At 40.1% G+C, this 17,996-nt stretch carries 15 protein-coding genes; 10 read left to right on the plus strand and 5 right to left on the minus strand.

Annotation, left to right across the window (positions count from 1 at the left end):
• The first annotated feature begins 70 nt into the window (after positions 1 to 70).
• The 9 genes from ligA (at position 71) to NYE79_RS04940 (ending at position 13,943) form a co-directional block, all read left to right on the plus strand.
• A complete protein-coding gene (ligA, locus tag NYE79_RS04900; RefSeq protein WP_339293829.1) occupies positions 71 to 2,029 on the plus strand; it encodes an NAD-dependent DNA ligase LigA in 1,959 nt (652 codons plus the stop codon).
• A gap of 149 nt (positions 2,030 to 2,178) precedes the next feature.
• Entirely contained in the window at positions 2,179 to 4,464 is a 2,286-nt protein-coding gene (gene pulA / locus NYE79_RS04905; RefSeq protein WP_339293830.1) for a type I pullulanase, read from the plus strand.
• A 198-nt stretch (positions 4,465 to 4,662) separates the two neighbouring features.
• Positions 4,663 to 6,087, plus strand: a complete 1,425-nt coding sequence (locus tag NYE79_RS04910) for an NADP-dependent glyceraldehyde-3-phosphate dehydrogenase (RefSeq protein ID WP_339293831.1) — start codon at positions 4,663 to 4,665, stop codon at positions 6,085 to 6,087.
• A 272-nt stretch (positions 6,088 to 6,359) separates the two neighbouring features.
• Positions 6,360 to 8,255, plus strand: coding sequence for a 1,4-alpha-glucan branching protein GlgB (gene glgB / locus NYE79_RS04915; RefSeq protein WP_339293832.1), 1,896 nt, complete (start codon positions 6,360 to 6,362; stop codon positions 8,253 to 8,255).
• 158 nt (positions 8,256 to 8,413) lie between these two features.
• Positions 8,414 to 9,556, plus strand: coding sequence for a glucose-1-phosphate adenylyltransferase (locus tag NYE79_RS04920; RefSeq protein ID WP_217970779.1), 1,143 nt, complete (start codon positions 8,414 to 8,416; stop codon positions 9,554 to 9,556).
• Positions 9,546 to 10,685: a glucose-1-phosphate adenylyltransferase subunit GlgD gene (glgD, locus tag NYE79_RS04925; protein ID WP_061420964.1), complete on the plus strand. Its 1,140-nt coding sequence runs from the start codon at positions 9,546 to 9,548 to the stop codon at positions 10,683 to 10,685. Before NYE79_RS04920 ends, glgD begins: the two co-directional genes overlap by 11 nt.
• A complete protein-coding gene (gene glgA, locus NYE79_RS04930; protein ID WP_049479324.1) occupies positions 10,682 to 12,115 on the plus strand; it encodes a glycogen synthase GlgA in 1,434 nt (477 codons plus the stop codon). Before glgD ends, glgA begins: the two co-directional genes overlap by 4 nt.
• Positions 12,116 to 12,173: 58 nt before the next feature.
• A complete protein-coding gene (serB, locus tag NYE79_RS04935) occupies positions 12,174 to 12,818 on the plus strand; it encodes a phosphoserine phosphatase SerB (RefSeq protein WP_049479323.1) in 645 nt (214 codons plus the stop codon).
• A gap of 9 nt (positions 12,819 to 12,827) precedes the next feature.
• Positions 12,828 to 13,943: a glycerate kinase gene (locus tag NYE79_RS04940; RefSeq protein WP_247925397.1), complete on the plus strand. Its 1,116-nt coding sequence runs from the start codon at positions 12,828 to 12,830 to the stop codon at positions 13,941 to 13,943.
• On the opposite strand, the gene NYE79_RS04945 is transcribed toward NYE79_RS04940, so the two are convergent.
• Positions 13,940 to 14,386 (minus strand): DUF1694 domain-containing protein, encoded by a 447-nt coding sequence (locus tag NYE79_RS04945; protein WP_084857474.1) that lies wholly within the window; start codon positions 14,384 to 14,386, stop codon positions 13,940 to 13,942. The genes NYE79_RS04940 and NYE79_RS04945 overlap by 4 nt on opposite strands.
• Positions 14,387 to 14,548: 162 nt before the next feature.
• On the opposite strand from NYE79_RS04945, the gene eno reads away from it, so the two are divergent.
• A complete protein-coding gene (gene eno, locus NYE79_RS04950; protein WP_000022813.1) occupies positions 14,549 to 15,853 on the plus strand; it encodes a surface-displayed alpha-enolase in 1,305 nt (434 codons plus the stop codon).
• Between the two features lie 84 nt (positions 15,854 to 15,937).
• Here the strand turns inward: eno and NYE79_RS04955 are convergent, their stop codons facing one another.
• The 4 genes from NYE79_RS04955 to NYE79_RS04970 form a co-directional block, all read right to left on the minus strand.
• Positions 15,938 to 16,531: a tyrosine-type recombinase/integrase gene (locus NYE79_RS04955; protein WP_339293833.1), complete on the minus strand. Its 594-nt coding sequence runs from the start codon at positions 16,529 to 16,531 to the stop codon at positions 15,938 to 15,940.
• Between the two features lie 320 nt (positions 16,532 to 16,851).
• A complete protein-coding gene (locus NYE79_RS04960; protein WP_339293834.1) occupies positions 16,852 to 17,019 on the minus strand; it encodes an integrase in 168 nt (55 codons plus the stop codon).
• Between the two features lie 116 nt (positions 17,020 to 17,135).
• Positions 17,136 to 17,660, minus strand: coding sequence for a type II toxin-antitoxin system VapC family toxin (locus NYE79_RS04965; protein WP_339293835.1), 525 nt, complete (start codon positions 17,658 to 17,660; stop codon positions 17,136 to 17,138).
• The gene (locus tag NYE79_RS04970) at positions 17,650 to 17,994 is read right to left on the minus strand and encodes an STAS-like domain-containing protein (RefSeq protein WP_339293836.1); all 345 of its coding nucleotides are present in this window, start codon (positions 17,992 to 17,994) and stop codon (positions 17,650 to 17,652) included. Before NYE79_RS04970 ends, NYE79_RS04965 begins: the two co-directional genes overlap by 11 nt.
• Between the last annotated feature and the right edge of the window lie 2 nt (positions 17,995 to 17,996).

Here is a 17,996-nt window from a genome sequence, read left to right on the forward strand (position 1 = left end):
ATTACACTACAAACCATTTTTCAGTCCTTCTCTATTGTGAGGAGGGCTTGCTTTGTGGTAAAATGGGATTATGAATGAAAGAATGAATGAGTTAGTTGCCTTACTTAACCGCTATGCGACCGAGTACTATACGAGTGACAATCCCTCGGTTTCAGATAGTGAGTATGATCGCCTCTACCGAGAGTTGGTCGAGTTGGAAGCTGCCTATCCAGATCAAGTTTTAGCAGACAGTCCAACCCATCGTGTTGGTGGTAAGGTTTTAGATGGTTTTGAAAAATACAGTCATCAGTATCCTCTTTATAGTTTGCAGGATGCTTTTTCACGTGAAGAGTTAGAAGCTTTTGATGCGCGTGTTCGAAAAGAATTGCCCCAACCGACCTATATTTGTGAGCTGAAAATCGATGGTTTGTCTATCTCGCTTACGTATGAAAAGGGAATTTTGGTAGTCGGTGCGACACGTGGGGATGGTTCTGTTGGTGAGAATATCACTGAAAACCTCAAACGCGTCAAGGATATTCCTTTGACCTTGCCAGAAGAACTTGATATCACTGTTCGTGGAGAGTGTTACATGCCACGCGCTTCATTTGACCAGGTCAACCAAGCTCGTCAAGAAAATGGAGAGCCTGAATTTGCCAATCCTCGTAATGCGGCAGCGGGAACTTTGCGTCAGTTGGATACAGCAGTAGTGGCCAAGCGTAATCTTGCGACTTTCCTCTATCAAGAAGCCAGCCCTTCTACTCGTGATAGCCAAGAAAAGGTCTTGGAGCACCTTGAACAGCTTGGCTTTGTGGTTAATCCGAAACGAATTCTAGCTAAAAGTATTGATGAGATATGGGATTTTATCCAAGAAGTAGGACAAGAACGGGAGAAACTTCCTTACGATATTGATGGAGTGGTCATCAAGGTCAACGACCTAGCAGGTCAAGAAGAACTCGGCTTTACTGTTAAAGCGCCCAAGTGGGCAATCGCCTATAAATTTCCCGCTGAAGAAAAAGAAGCCCAGCTCCTTTCAGTTGACTGGACAGTAGGTCGTACGGGTGTTGTGACTCCGACTGCCAATCTAACACCTGTTCAGCTTGCTGGGACAACTGTTAGCCGTGCAACATTGCATAATGTAGATTATATCGCTGAAAAGGATATCCGAAAAGATGATACGGTAATCGTTTATAAGGCTGGAGATATCATCCCTGCTGTTTTGCGTGTTGTAGAGTCTAAACGTGTTTCTGAAGAAAAACTAGATATTCCGACTAACTGTCCGAGCTGTGACAGTCAGTTGCTTCATTTTGAAGATGAAGTGGCTCTTCGTTGTATCAATCCTCGTTGTCCTGCTCAAATCATGGAAGGCTTGATTCACTTTACCTCTCGAGACGCCATGAATATTACAGGACTTGGTCCATCTATTGTTGAAAAGCTTTTTGCTGCCAATTTAGTCAAGGATGTGGCAGATATTTACCGTTTGAAAGAAGATGATTTCCTCCTTTTAGAAGGTGTCAAGGAAAAGTCTGCTTCTAAACTGTATCAGGCCATTCAAGCATCCAAGGAAAACTCTGCTGAAAAGCTCTTGTTTGGTCTGGGAATTCGCCATGTCGGAAGCAAGGCTAGCCAACTCTTGCTCCAACATTTCCACTCTATTGAAAATCTAGCCCAAGCTGATCCTGAGGAAGTAGCAAGTATCGAGAGCTTGGGTAGTGTGATTGCACAAAGCCTTCAGGCTTATTTTGCTACAGAAGGGTCGAATATTCTCTTAGACGAGTTGAAAGAAGCTGGAGTCAATCTGGACTACAAAGGACAGACAGTAGTAGCGGATGCGGCCTTGTCAGGTTTGACCGTTGTATTAACTGGAAAATTGGAACGTCTCACACGCTCAGAAGCCAAAAATAAACTCGAAAGCCTCGGTGCCAAGGTCACAGGCAGTGTATCTAAGAAAACGAATCTTGTAGTAGCAGGAGCAGATGCAGGAAGCAAGCTCCAAAAAGCACAAGAACTTGGTATCGAAGTTCGAGATGAGGCCTGGCTAGAAAGTTTGTAAAGAATAGTTGAAAAATAGATGTTAGATAGTCTGGAACTATCTCTCCTGATGTGTTTTTATATCTATTAAAGCTATTCTCTATTGTGCTGAAATTCCCGTTAAATTCTTCAGCATGACTTAAAAATTAAAATTAGGAATTAGGAAAAGAAATGTATAGATACCCTGTAGTCATCCATTTTCACCGAAAAAATGGGGATTATGATGCTTGTTCATTCAGTAGAAAACAGGCAGATATTAAAGAAAATTTGTATTATGAAAATGACTATTTTGGAGCAAAATTCTCCTTTACAGTTACAAGTGCAGAAAGGCTCGATACTCTGAGCTTTTCTGTCGAAATCGATGGAAAGACAAAGGACTATCTCCTACGGTTTAACCATTATCCACTGTTGACTGAGGTTTGGATTTTGGATGGTGATGAGACGGTTTATTATTCTGAAAATCCTGCCATTGCAAGTCCTTGCTATAAAGATCGAAACCCGTTTGCTTTTGATAAAGCCTTTCACAGTGAAAGTTTTGATCACCATTGGGGATACCAAGGAGAGTTGGGTTATAGTATCTCTGACTACCAGACAAGCTTTAAACTCTGGGCTCCAACAGCTACAGCAGTTCAAGTGGTCGTTTATGAAAATACAAGTAACGACGCGCCGATTTGGAAAACCTTTAATCTTGAGCGTGGGAATAGCTATTCATATAGTCATAAGTACAATACCATTGGTGTTTGGAGTGTAGACCTGGATGAAAATCTTGCAGGTAAGGCCTATCAGTATCAGATTGAGTTTCCGCACCACCAGACCTTGATACGAGACCCATACACTATCGCTACAAGTCCTGATGGGAAACGTTCTGTAATCCTCTCTCAGCAAGATAGACAGGTTGAAGGATTCGAAGTTAAACATGGGACAGACGCTCTTTGGCGTTTGGAAAATCCATGTAAAGCCGTTATCTGTGAGATGCACATTCGTGATTTTACAAAATCGCCGACATCTGGAGTTTCAGAAAACCTTCGAGGTACCTTCCTTGGGGCTGCCCAGACTGGAACAGTTAACCAGTATGGTCAAGCAACTGCCTTTGACTATATCAAAGAACTCGGCTGTAATTATGTTCAGCTTCAACCAATCTTTGATCGCCATAAGGAATATGATGAGGATGGAAATGTAACCTATAACTGGGGCTATGATCCTCAAAACTACAATGCACCAGAACCAAGTTTCTCTAGCAATCCAGATGATCCTGGACAGGTTATTCGAGACCTCAAGACCATGATTCAGGCATATCATGATGCGGGAATCGGTGTCATTATGGATGTCGTTTACAACCATACCTTCTCAACGGTCGATGCACCTTTCCAAACAACTGTTCCTGATTATTACTATCGTATGAATCCAGATGGAACCTTCCAAAACGGAACAGGTGTTGGAAATGAAACCGCAAGCGAACACGAAATGTACCGCAAGTATATGATTGACTCACTCCTTTATTGGGTGAAAGAATACAATATTGACGGTTTCCGTTTCGACTTGATGGGAATTCACGATGTCAAAACCATGCAGGCGATTCGCTGGGCACTTGATGAAGTTGATCCTCGTATTATCACCTATGGAGAAGGCTGGGATATGGGGACCGGTCTTGCACCTTATGACAAGGCCAAGAAGGACAATGCCTACCAGATGCCAAATATTGGATTCTTCAATGATGATCAGCGTGATGCCATCAAAGGAGGAGAAGTTTACGGCTCAATCAAGGCAGGATTTGTTAGTGGTGCTGCTACAGAACCGATTGTAGCCAAAGCTATTCTTGGTAGCCGAGAGTTGGGGTCATATCTTAGTCCAAACCAAGTTCTTAACTACGTGGAAGCCCATGATAATTACAACTTGCATGATTTGTTGGTAACCCTTCATCCAGATCACAGTTCAGATAAGATTATGCGTCAGGTCGAGACAGCAACAGCGATGAGCATTCTTATGCAAGGGATGTCCTTTATAGAGCTGGGGCAAGAATTTGGTCGCACCAAACTCCTTGCTACAGGAGAAAATGGCGAGCTGACTCCGGCAGATAGAGAACGGGCCATGAATAGTTACAATGCTCCAGATAGTGTCAACCAGGTCAATTGGGATTTAATCAATGAGAGACAAGAGAGCATTGACTTTATTCGCCAGATTATTCGCCTAAAAACACAAAGGCGTGCTTTCTCTTATCCTACATACGAAGAAGTTTATCGTCATGTCTTCGTCCATACGGCTGCTGAAAATAGTGGATGGATTGTTTACGAAATTCACGGTGGAGCAGAGCACTTATTGGTGGTATTCAATGCCAAGGGAACTTCCTTCTACTTTGAAAATGCAGGGAATCTAGAAATGCTTGTGTCCAATAGTCGTTCTCAAGAGTCTAATGTGATTGATGATATCAGCGTTGCAGTCTTGAAGGTACTTTCATAGTAAATGCCACAAAAAGGTTTAGTTAACTCTAGACCTTTTTTGATTTTTATTGAAAAACCAATATCTAATAGGAATAAATTTCAAATAATTTGAAGAATCAAGTTTGTGAAAAAAAATATCAATATTTTCCAAAAAGGGGTTGTAATTTTCTGAAAATTTGATAAAATAAGTTTTAATCATTTTCAGGAGGAAGAGAATTTGACAAATTATCAGAATTTAGTGAATGGAAAATGGAAATCATCAGAGAATGAAATTGCCATCTATTCTCCCATCAATCAGGAAAAGCTGGGTACAGTACCAGCTATGAGTCAGGCTGAAGTAGATGAGGCGATGAAAGCTGCGCGTGCAGCTCTCCCAGCATGGCGTGATTTAGCACCAGTTGAGCGTGCAGCTTATTTGCATAAGACAGCAGACATTTTGGAACGAGATAAAGAAAAAATTGGTACCATTCTTGCCAAAGAGGTTGCAAAAGGAATTAAAGCAGCCATTGGAGAAGTAGTACGTACAGCAGAATTGATTCGTTTTGCTGCTGAGGAAGGTCTCCGTATCACTGGACAAGCAATGGAAGGTGGTGGTTTTGAAGCTACAAGTAAAAATAAACTAGCCGTTGTCCGTCGTGAGCCAGTTGGTGTCGTTTTAGCTATTGCACCATTTAACTATCCAGTCAACCTTTCTGGATCTAAGATTGCTCCGGCTTTGATTGCAGGAAATGTCGTTATGTTCAAACCACCAACACAAGGATCTATTTCTGGACTCTTGTTGGCTAAAGCATTTGACGAAGCAGGAATCCCAGCAGGTGTCTTTAACACCATCACTGGACGTGGTTCTGAAATCGGGGACTACATCATTGAACACAAGGAAGTGAACTTCATTAACTTTACAGGTTCAACACCGATTGGTGAGCGTATCGGTCGTTTAGCTGGTATGCGCCCAATTATGCTTGAACTTGGTGGAAAAGATGCAGCAATTGTCTTAGAAGATGCAGATTTAGAAAATGCAGCTAAGCAAATCGTAGGTGGTGCCTTTAGCTACTCTGGTCAGCGTTGTACCGCTATCAAACGTGTTTTGGTTGTGGAAAGCGTAGCAGACAGATTGGCAGAATTGCTCCAAGCTGAAGTTGCTAAGCTAACAGTCGGTGATCCATTTGACAATACAGATATCACGCCAGTTATTGATAATGCTTCAGCTGATTTCATCTGGGGATTGATTGAAGATGCTCAGGAAAAAGGAGCCAAAGCGCTCAGCCCAATCAAACGTGAGAATAATCTCATTTGGCCAGGACTTTTTGATTATGTCACAAGAGATATGAAATTAGCCTGGGAAGAACCATTTGGACCTGTTCTCCCAATTATTCGAGTTGCAGATGCCAATGAAGCACTTGAAATTGCTAATGAATCAGAATTCGGTCTTCAATCTTCAGTCTTTACAAATGACTTTAAGAAGGCGTTTGAAATTGCTGAAAAACTTGAAGTTGGTACCGTTCATATTAATAATAAAACACAACGTGGACCAGATAATTTCCCATTCCTTGGTGTAAAAGGTTCTGGTGCAGGAGTACAAGGAATTAAATATAGTATCGAAGCGATGACAAATGTTAAATCCATTGTTTTTGATGTGAAATAATTTATAAAATCAGGAAAACGACTTCCTGATTTTATTTTTTTCAAAAAAATGCAGTTTAAAATTGATAAAAAACGAATATTCTGGTATTATAATAAAAAAATATATGGAAATTGTTTCGTGTTCTATTTTCTGGATATCTTTTTTAAAATGCTAGGTAATTTTTTGAAGGCTTTCATAAAAAAATATGATTTCCTTCGTAAATTACTTGAAAGTTACCTTAAAAGAGTGTATAATAGAATTATAGAAAACGCTTACAAAAGAAAGGGGATTGAATGAATAATCAAGAAGCATTAAGAACCTTTACTACAGGTGAGAACTTTCACCTCCAGCATTATTTAGGAGCGCATAGAGAGGAGAAAAACGGAGAAATAGGCTATACCTTTAGGGTTTGGGCCCCAAATGCACAAGCAGTTCATTTAGTTGGTGATTTTACCGATTGGGTTGAGAATCAGATTCCCATGGTTCGTAATGAAGCAGGTGTTTGGGAAGTCTTTACGAGTCAAGCTCAGGATGGTCAGATTTATAAATATCATATCACGCGTGGAAATGGTCACCAGATTATGAAGATCGATCCATTGGCAGTTTATTTTGAAGCTAGACCGGGTACAGGAGCTGTTTTGACCAATATCCGTGAAAAGAAATGGAAAGATGGCCTTTGGTTAGCACGTCGCAAACGTCTGGGATTTTTCGAGAGACCAGTTAATATATATGAAGCCCATGCAGGATCTTGGAAGAGAAATCCAGATGGTAGTCCCTATACTTTTTCGCAACTGAAAGACGAGTTGATTCCATACTTAGTTGAGATGAACTATACACATATTGAGTTCATGCCTTTAATGGCTCACCCACTTGGATTGAGCTGGGGCTATCAACTTATGGGTTACTTTGCTTTTGAACATTCCTATGGTACACCTGACGAGTTTCAAGATTTCGTTGAAGAGTGTCATATAAATAATATCGGTGTTATCGTCGACTGGGTTCCAGGTCATTTCACTATTAATGATGATGCCTTGGCATATTATGACGGTACACCAACTTTTGAATACCAAGATCACAACAAGGCTCATAACTATGGTTGGGGTGCTCTGAATTTTGACCTCGGGAAAAATGAGGTCCAATCTTTCCTGATTTCAAGTATTAAATTTTGGATTGATTTTTACCACTTAGATGGTATTCGGGTCGATGCAGTGAGCAATATGCTGTATCTAGATTATGATAATGCTCCTTGGACTCCAAATAAGGACGGCGGAAATCTTAACTACGAGGGTTATTATTTCCTTCAACGGTTGAACACAGTGATTAAGTTAGCTCATCCAGATATCATGATGATTGCAGAAGAAAGTTCATCAGCAACAAAGATTACTGGCATGAAAGAAATGGGCGGCCTTGGGTTTGACTATAAATGGAATATGGGCTGGATGAACGACATTCTCCGTTTCTACGAGGAAGATCCGATTTATCGCAAGTATGACTTTAATCTTGTGACTTTCAGCTTTATGTATGTTTTCAATGAAAACTATCTCCTGCCTTTCTCACATGATGAAGTAGTTCATGGTAAGAAGAGTATGATGCATAAGATGTGGGGAGATCGCTACAATCAGTTCGCTGGTCTGCGCAACCTCTACACCTATCAAATTTGTCATCCAGGTAAGAAACTCTTGTTCATGGGTAGTGAGTACGGACAATTCCTCGAGTGGAAGTCCGAGGAGCAGTTGGAGTGGTCTAATCTAGAAGATCCGATGAATGCCAAGATGAAGCATTTTACTTCTCAACTCAATCAATTCTATAAAGACCATCGCTGTCTTTGGGAAATTGATACTAGTTATGATGGTATCGAGATTATCGATGCTGATAATAGAGATCAGAGTGTCCTTTCCTTTATTCGTAAGGGCAAGAAAGACGAAATGTTAGTCTGTGTCTTTAACATGGCACCAGTTGAACGTAAGGACTTTACGATTGGTTTACCTGTTGCAGGTATTTACGAAGAAGTTTGGAATACAGAATTAGAAGAATGGGGAGGTGTGTGGAAAGAGCACAATCAAACAGTTCAGACTCAAGAAGGCTTATGGAAAGATTATGAGCAGACTTTGACCTTTACCTTGCCTGCCATGGGAGCAAGCATCTGGAAGATCAAGCGTCGTTTGAAACCAGCTAAGAAAAAAGAATAATGGGCTGTTGATGATATTTTTTAGATTTTAAAAACGGATGTACTTGTATTGGACTTGAAACACAAGAGAAATGGATTTCCTATTATTTTTATAAAAAAGTTTGACTTCCGACCTTCTTTCGATTTTAACGTTCACATGTCTTTATAAAGGAGTAGAAAATGAAGAATGAAATGCTAGCTTTGATCCTTGCGGGTGGGCAAGGAACACGTCTCGGAAAACTCACTCAAAGCATTGCCAAACCGGCAGTGCAATTCGGTGGGCGCTACCGTATCATTGACTTTGCTCTTTCCAACTGTGCAAACTCTGGAATCCATAATGTTGGTGTGATTACTCAGTACCAACCTCTTGCTTTGAATAACCATATCGGAAATGGTTCGAGCTGGGGATTGGATGGTGTCAATTCAGGTGTCTCTATTTTACAACCTTATTCAGCCAGCGAAGGAAACCGTTGGTTTGAAGGGACTAGTCACGCTATCTACCAAAACATTGACTACATCGACAGTGTTAATCCTGAGTATGTTTTGATTCTTTCTGGTGACCACATCTACAAGATGGACTACGATGATATGCTTCAGTCCCATAAGGATAATAATGCCAGTTTGACAGTAGCTGTCCTAGACGTACCGCTCAAAGAAGCTAGCCGTTTCGGTATCATGAATACAGATGCCAATAACCGTATCGTTGAATTCGAAGAAAAACCTGCGCAACCTAAGTCTACAAAGGCTTCTATGGGGATTTATATTTTTGACTGGAAACGACTTCGCAATATGCTTGTTGCTGCTGAAAAGAGCAATGTGGATATGTCAGACTTTGGGAAGAACGTTATCCCTAACTATCTCGAGTCTGGTGAAAGTGTCTATGCTTATGAATTTAATGGCTACTGGAAAGATGTTGGTACGATTGAGTCACTTTGGGAAGCTAATATGGAGTACATTTCGCCAGAAAATGCCTTGGATAGCCGCAATCGTCAGTGGAAAATTTACTCTAGAAACTTGATTTCACCACCAAACTACTTTGGTGCGCATGCTCACGTTGAAGATTCATTGGTCGTGGATGGTTGTTTTGTAGATGGAACTGTTAAACGTTCGATTCTTTCAACAGAAGCACAAGTACGTGAAGGTGCTGAGGTCGTTGATTCTGTTATCATGAGTGGGGCTATTATTGGCCATGGAGCAAAGATTACTCGTGCTATTATTGGTGAGGGTGCCATTATTGCAGACGGCGTAGAGATTGACGGAACTGACGAAGTACAAGTAGTAGGATACAATGAAGTAGTGGGGGTAGCAACAGATGAAGATTGATAAATATTCAGCCATTTTGGGAAACACAGTTGGTTTTCATGATATGTCAACGTTAACAGAACACCGTCCGGTAGCTAGCTTGCCTTTCGGTGGGAAATACCGTTTGATTGACTTCCCCCTTTCCAGTCTTGCAAATGCAGGTGTTCGTAGTATCTTTGGTATTTTCCAACAAGATAATATCAGCTCAGTTTTTGACCATATTCGTTCAGGTCGTGAGTGGGGCTTGTCAACCCTTCTAAGTCACTACTATCTAGGAATTTACAATACTCGTGTTGAAAGCAGCACAGTTGGAAAAGAGTATTACCAACAGCTTCTTACCTACTTGAGACGTTCAGGTTCAAACCAAACCGTTTCGATTAACTGCGATGTGCTGGTGAATATTGACTTGAATCAAGTCTTCCACCTACACAATACAACAAATGGTCCGATCACAGTTGTATATAAGAAACTTCCAAAGAAAGACATTTCAGATGTGAATGCTATCTTGGAAATCGATGAAACTGACCATGTTCGTTCGCACAAACTCTTTGATAATAAATCTACAGATGAACTCTTCAACATGTCTACAGATATCTTTGTTGTGGACACTCCTTGGTTGATTGAACGACTTGAAGAAGAGGCTCAGAAGGAATATCCTGAAAAGTTGCGCTATGTTCTTCGCGATTTAGCTGTAAAAGAAGGAGCTTTTGCTTACGAATACACAGGTTACTTAGCAAACATTCATTCTGTTCAGTCCTATTATCAAGCAAATATTGATATGCTTGAATCTAAAAAATTCTACTCTCTTTTCTCACCAAATCAAAAAATTTATACCAAAGTTAAGAATGAAGAACCAACCTACTATGCGAATACTTCAAAAGTAAGTACTTCTCAGTTTGCTTCTGGTAGTATCATTGAGGGTGAAGTAGTTCAGTCAGTCCTATCTCGTAACATTTATATTCACAAAGATAGTGTTGTGAAGAACAGCGTTTTGTTCCCTCGTGTTGTGATTGGTCAAGGTGCCCGAGTTGAATATGCTATCTTGGACAAGGGCGTTGAAGTTGCGGACGGTGTTGTCATTCGAGGCACAGCAGAACATCCAGTTGTAGTTAAGAAGGGTGAAACAGTAACAGAGGACATTTATTCATGAAAATTTTATTTGTAGCGGCAGAAGGAGCACCCTTTTCAAAAACAGGTGGTTTGGGCGATGTCATTGGCGCACTTCCTAAATCACTTGTAAAAGCGGGGCACGAAGTTGCAGTTTTCTTGCCTTATTATGATATGGTAGAAGCAAAGTTTGGAGACCAGATTGAGGATGTTCTCCACTTTGAAGTTAGTGTAGGATGGCGTAGACAGTACTGTGGTATTAAGAAAACGGTTTTGAATGGTGTAACCTTCTACTTCATTGATAATCAGTATTATTTCTTCCGTGGTCATGTGTATGGTGATTTTGACGACGGTGAACGCTTTGCCTTTTTCCAACTGGCTGCTCTTGAAGCTATGGAACGCATTGGCTTTATCCCTGACCTTCTCCATGTTCATGATTACCACACAGCCATGATTCCCTTCTTGTTAAAAGAAAAGTACCATTGGATTCAAGCATATCAAGGAATCAGAACCGTTTTAACCATTCATAATTTGGAATTTCAAGGTCAATTTTCTGAAGGAATGTTGTGGGATTTGTTTGGTGTTGGGTTTGAACGTTATGCTGATGGGACCCTTCGCTGGAATGATTGTCTCAACTGGATGAAAGCGGGTATCCTATACGCGGATCGTGTCTCAACCGTTTCCCCTAGCTATGCGCACGAGATTATGACCAGTCAGTTTGGTTGCGGTTTGGATCAGATTCTTCGGATGGAGTCAGGTAAGGTTTCAGGTATAGTTAATGGTATTGACGCAGATCTTTATAATCCTCAAACAGACCCACTTTTAGACTATCATTTTGATAAGGAAGATTTGTCTGGAAAAGCTCAAAACAAAGCAAAATTGCAAGAGAGAGTGGGGTTGCCTGTGCGAGCAGATGTTCCACTAGTTGGGATTGTCTCTCGATTGACACGCCAAAAAGGTTTTGATGTTGTGGTAGAATGCTTGCATCGTTTCTTACAGGAGGACGTTCAAATAGTCCTTTTAGGAACAGGTGACCCGGCTTTTGAACATTCCTTCTCTTGGTTTGCGCAAGTCTATCCTGACAAGCTATCAGCAAATATCACTTTTGATGTCAAACTTGCTCAAGAAATCTACGCAGCTTGTGATCTCTTCCTCATGCCAAGTCGTTTTGAACCATGCGGCTTGTCTCAAATGATGGCGATGCGCTATGGAACTCTACCATTGGTTCATGAGGTTGGTGGTTTGCGTGATACAGTTCAATCCTTCAATCCGATCGAAGGAACTGGAACTGGATTTAGCTTTGATAATTTAACACCATACTGGCTTAACTGGAGTTTCCAAACAGCCTTGGATGTTTATAAGTACCAGCCGGAAGTTTGGAGAAATCTACAAAAACAAGCTATGGAATGTGATTTCTCATGGGATACAGCCTGCAAATCTTACCTGGACTTGTACCATAGTTTAGTCAACTAATAGATAAAATCGTATGATTCTTTCATACGATTTTTGGGCTGTTTAGAAAGGAAAGCTTATGTCTCAAGTAAAAGGCTTGTGTGTCATGGACGTTGACGGCACCCTGATAGCAGAAGAGGTGATTGATCTTTTAGGAAAAGAAGCAGGTTGTGAAGAAGAAATATCGCAGGTTACAAGCCAGGCAATGCGAGGTGAATTGGACTTTGAAACAAGTTTACGAGCGAGGGTAGCTTTGTTAAAAAGCCTTCCGGTTTCGGTCTTTGATACTGTCATCAAATCCATTCATCTGTCCAAGAATACCCAAGAATTTATCTCCATACTTCAAAAGAAGGGCATCCTAGTCGGTCTAGTGTCTGGTGGATTTGCACCAATAGTTGAGAGATTAGCAGAATCCCTTGGTATCTCCTATTTCTCTGCCAACCAGTTAGAAGTCAAAGACGGTTTTTTAACAGGAAAATTAGTTGGTGAAATTGTGACAGGTCAAGTAAAACAAGATACTCTTGAGAAATGGAAAAAAGAACTTAAACTTCCCAAAGAAAGAACGATTGCCATTGGTGATGGGGCTAACGACCTCTTGATGTTAAAGTCAGCAGGACGTGGTATTGCATTTTGTGCCAAAGAAGTCGTAAAATCCGAGATAGCTTGTCATGTAGATACGAGGGATTTTTTGGAAGTTCTACCTTTGATTGATTTCTTAGAATGAGAGGGAACTATGAAAATTGTAATTGCACCCGATTCTTTTAAAGAAAGTTTGACGGCAGAAGAGGTCGCTCAAGCTATAAAAAGGGGTTTTGAACAGTCAATAGCAGATGTAGAATGTCTGCTTTGCCCTGTAGGTGATGGTGGGGAAGGAACTGTAGACGCTATCCGACATTCTCTTGAACTCGAAGAAAAATGGCAAGAGGTTACGGGGCCTTTTGGGCTAAAAGAATCCATGCGCTACTTTCACAAAGATCAAATAGCGCTCTTCGAAGTTGCTGACTTGGTTGGTCTTGGGAAGATTCCGCGGGAGAAACGAAACCCTCTCCACATCCAAACTCGCGGTATCGGAGAATTGATCCGCCATCTCATTGATCAAGGGATGAAAGATATCTATGTCGGCGTTGGTGGTACGGCTAGTAATGACGGTGGGATAGGCATTGCTGCTGGTTTAGGTTATCGTTTTTATGATAAGAATGGAAAAGAATTGCCAGCTTGCGGTCAGACTTTGCTTGAATTCGAGTTAGTTTCAGACAGCGAGTTGTATAGGATACCTGAAGATGTGAAAATCCGCATTTTAGCAGATGTCGTGAGCCCTCTATGTGGTCATCAAGGGGCAACCTATACATTTGGCAAGCAAAAGGGCTTGGATCCTGCTTTATTTGAGATAGTAGATCTGGCTATGCAGCGGTTCTATGAAAAATTATCGCCTTCTACCCTATTTCTTAAAGGAGCAGGGGCAGGTGGGGGTATTGCTGCTGGGCTATGTGCTTTTGCTGAGGCCTGTATCGTATCTGGAATTGATACTTGCTTGGATTTGATAGACTTTGACAAGAAAGTTTCAGATGCCGACTTGGTTATTGTTGGAGAGGGCAGACTGGATAGTCAAAGCTTCGCTGGGAAAGCTCCTATCGGTGTAGCAAAAAGAACCCCTAACAGAGTTCCAGTTATTGCTATTTGTGGTAGTCTTGCTGACGATTTGCCTCCCCTACCATTTGAAAATATACAAGCAGCATTTTCCATTTTAGAGAAAAGTGAACCTTTAGAGAATAGTTTGAAGAATGCAAGTCTCTATTTGGAGCACACAGCTACTAATATCGGTCATTTATTAAATATGAGGAAGGATTAACCTAACCATTTTTTCCAGATTGATTTTTTAGGAGTTTCTGTCTTTTTCTCCTCCCAGAGATTCGAGAATGCAAGTCTAAGGTCTTTTTCATCTACTTGAACAGGTTTGTTCGTGTGAATGACAAGGCCGAAAGGAGAGGTGATATGATCATCTGAAACAATAGTCGCCTGGCAGTTGCTTTCCTTTGCTTGTTTTAAGTAAAATACCTGTTTGTCAAACTCTATATTTGGAGAGATCTTCACAAAAAGTGCCTCTACCTTTTCTTGAAAACTTTCTAAAATAGAGAAAAATCCATGTTCTAATTCAGGACTATTGGCAGTACTGATATCAGCGTAGCCAAGAACTCTTTCCTCAAAAGTTCCGAGATAGCGGCGTTGTTCATCTGGGTTTAATTTCGGCCCACCATGAGCTTTTTCTAGTAGTTGTTTTGATAAATCTGTCATAAAAACAGTATATCACAAAAATCGCATGAAAACAGACAAAAGAAAGCGATTACTTTATAAAGTTAAGGAAAATTTGCACAAAGATAACGTTTTTTCTTGAAAAACGCTTGTTTTTAAGGTATCATAGAGGTGTAAAAAATTTAACTCAAAGGAGAGTAAAAAATGTCAATTATTACTGATGTTTACGCTCGCGAAGTCCTAGACTCACGCGGTAACCCAACACTTGAAGTAGAAGTTTATACTGAATCAGGTGCTTTCGGACGTGGTATGGTTCCATCAGGAGCTTCTACTGGTGAACACGAAGCAGTTGAACTTCGCGACGGTGACAAATCTCGTTACGGTGGTCTTGGTACACAAAAAGCTGTTGACAACGTAAACAACATCATCGCTGAAGCAATCATCGGCTACGATGTACGTGACCAACAAGCTATCGACCGTGCTATGATCGCACTTGACGGTACTCCTAACAAAGGTAAATTGGGTGCAAACGCAATTCTTGGTGTGTCTATTGCTGTAGCTCGCGCTGCTGCTGACTACCTTGAAATCCCACTTTACAGCTACCTTGGTGGATTCAACACTAAAGTTCTTCCAACTCCAATGATGAACATCATCAACGGTGGTTCTCACTCTGACGCTCCAATCGCTTTCCAAGAGTTCATGATCTTGCCAGTTGGTGCGCCAACATTTAAAGAAGCTCTTCGTTACGGTGCTGAAATCTTCCACGCTCTTAAGAAAATCCTTAAATCACGTGGTTTGGAAACTGCCGTAGGTGACGAAGGTGGATTCGCTCCTCGTTTCGAAGGAACTGAAGATGGTGTTGAAACTATCCTTGCTGCGATTGAAGCTGCTGGATACGTTCCAGGTAAAGACGTATTTATCGGATTTGACTGTGCATCTTCAGAATTCTACGATAAAGAACGTAAAGTTTACGACTACACTAAATTTGAAGGTGAAGGCGCTGCTGTTCGTACATCTGCAGAACAAATCGACTACCTTGAAGAATTGGTTAACAAATACCCAATCATCACTATCGAAGATGGTATGGATGAAAACGACTGGGATGGATGGAAAGCTCTTACTGAACGTCTTGGTAAGAAAGTTCAACTTGTTGGTGACGACTTCTTCGTAACAAACACTGACTACCTTGCACGTGGTATCCAAGAAGGTGCTGCTAACTCAATCCTTATCAAAGTTAACCAAATCGGTACTCTTACTGAAACTTTCGAAGCTATCGAAATGGCGAAAGAAGCTGGTTACACTGCAGTTGTATCACACCGTTCAGGTGAAACTGAAGATTCAACAATCGCTGACATCGCAGTTGCAACTAACGCAGGACAAATCAAGACTGGTTCACTTTCACGTACAGACCGTATCGCTAAGTACAACCAATTGCTTCGTATCGAAGACCAACTTGGTGAAGTAGCTGAATACCGTGGATTGAAATCATTCTACAACTTGAAAAAATAATCGTTGATTTAACAACGTTTTAAGCCCCTCGGATTTTATCCGAAGGGCTTTTTTGATGTTCAGGGGGCAAAAAGGGGCAAATTTTTATAAAAGATTCTTCATTACTTTATCAAGTACATTGATTGCTTCATCTTTCATATTCTTTGTGACGTGGGTATAGATAGAAGTTGTGACCTCTGAATCAGAATGACCAACACGATCCATAATCGTTTTGAGAGGGGTTTTGTTTTCTGCTAAAATACTGATTGTGGTATGTCTGAAAATGTGGGGCGATAGTTGTTTTGGAATAGGCTTTTTAAGGCGCTCATTCGTTCTTTGAAGAGACTTGCTTAGAATTGAACTATGGATAGGTTTGCCAGTGTTTGTGACGAAAATACGAGCGCTCTTATACCAATTAGGGTCAGTGTCTTCACTAAGTTGATTGAGTTCAATCATCTGATCAAGGATTTCAATTTCTCTTTCAGTGAGATGTGTGGTTCTAAAACTAGTGAATGTTTTAGGTCCATCATCGTCTGGTATGTATCGGTTTAATTCTCCAACCCGACAACCATTCAGGATTATGAACTCGCAATCTAAAGCATATCTTAGAGTAATGTCTTTTCGATAGAGTTCTTTTAAGATTGCTTTATATTCTTTTGGTTCCAGGTATTTGTCTTTCGCATTTTTAATCTGCTGCAAACTTTGTTTTTTTCTAGGAAGCTTGGCTTTTCTCGCAGGATTATTTTCAATAAAGCCCTGGTCAATAGCGTAGTCAAAAAAACATTTAAAATAGATTTAACAAGGTATTTTTGAGTGTAAGTCCATTCTTCGGTATCAAGTAATCTTTGAATCAATCTTACATCCATATTTTCTATCTTAGTACCTTTTTCAACTTTGTCCAATATTCTATTATAGGTCGCTAACATAGTCTTATATGTGCTTAGTTTTATTTGTTTCCGATGAAATTCCCACCACTCTGAAAAAACTGTATGAAAGAGTGCAGAAGCAGTGGTCAACTTTTACAATACATTTTCTATTTTATCGTCTAGTAATTTCTGAGCTTCCTTTTTCGCTCTGGCTGATCCAGAATCTAGAGTTACTGAAACTCTTTTCCATTTTTCAGTGTATGGGTCTTTATATCTCTCAAAAAATTTAAATTTTCCATTTGGAAGTTCTTCCATCCACATTGCTTTTTCCCCTTTATTTTGTTAAAATGGGTATAGAAAAGAGGGTTTTTTAATGCCATTCTTTCTATAAACAGTACATCCTCACACTTTAGCTTGCAGGCGGTGTGAGGATTTTTTTAATAGTGTAACCAGATGATATCTTCAGGATGATTGCCAAAATCTTTATCGTGACTAACGATTTTAATTTTCCCTTTTGTCATCTTAGTATAGAGAAGATCGTTGTAATCCTTCATTTGATGGTAATCATTTAAACTTTTGCGAATATGCCATAATTTGATCGGAGATATCTTACTATATTTCAAAATATCATTTTTTACACTTTCGCAAGCTAATTGATAGTAGTGATAGAAATCTGTGGTTTGTTGATAATCACGTTTGAACTTAAATCTATTTCTAGTTAATCCATTAGCTCTTAAATACTCTTCATAAGCCGTTTTACAAATAACATTGATATACTCTGAAATGATTTGTGAGTTTATGAAGAGCTTGCAATTCTTATTTAGAGCTTCGGATAAGAAATTTTGATATCCAAAGTCATTGGTTGAAAACGGAGAGAAAAGATATATCCAGACATTTGTATCAACTATGAAGCTATCACCTGGACTTAAAGTATAAGTGTTCAATTCTTTACTAATAGCCATCCTGCATTACCTCATCTTGCAAATCGGCTAATTCTTGTCTTTTTTCTTTGCTATTAGTTAGAACAAGACCAATCTTTTGTAAATGAGAATTGCTGACTGATGATTTTTTTATCTTTACTAACTTTGTTAGTTGTTCTGTTGGTTTTAAGTCATAAAGCTGCCCAATTGCCAGATTCAGAAAAGCTGTGGTAAGTGTTTCAATTCCTGTGAAATCTAGTGTTACCGGTTCATCTTTTTCAACGTATTCTTTAATTTTTTGGAAAACAATTTCTCCAGTGTCAGATAGGATAGCTGATTTATTGTTGATAATCTCAGCGATATTTAGTGTTGTCATGT

It is taken from the genome of Streptococcus sp. FSL W8-0197 (genome assembly GCF_037963785.1).
In the GTDB taxonomy this organism is placed as follows: domain Bacteria; phylum Bacillota; class Bacilli; order Lactobacillales; family Streptococcaceae; genus Streptococcus; species Streptococcus oralis_CQ.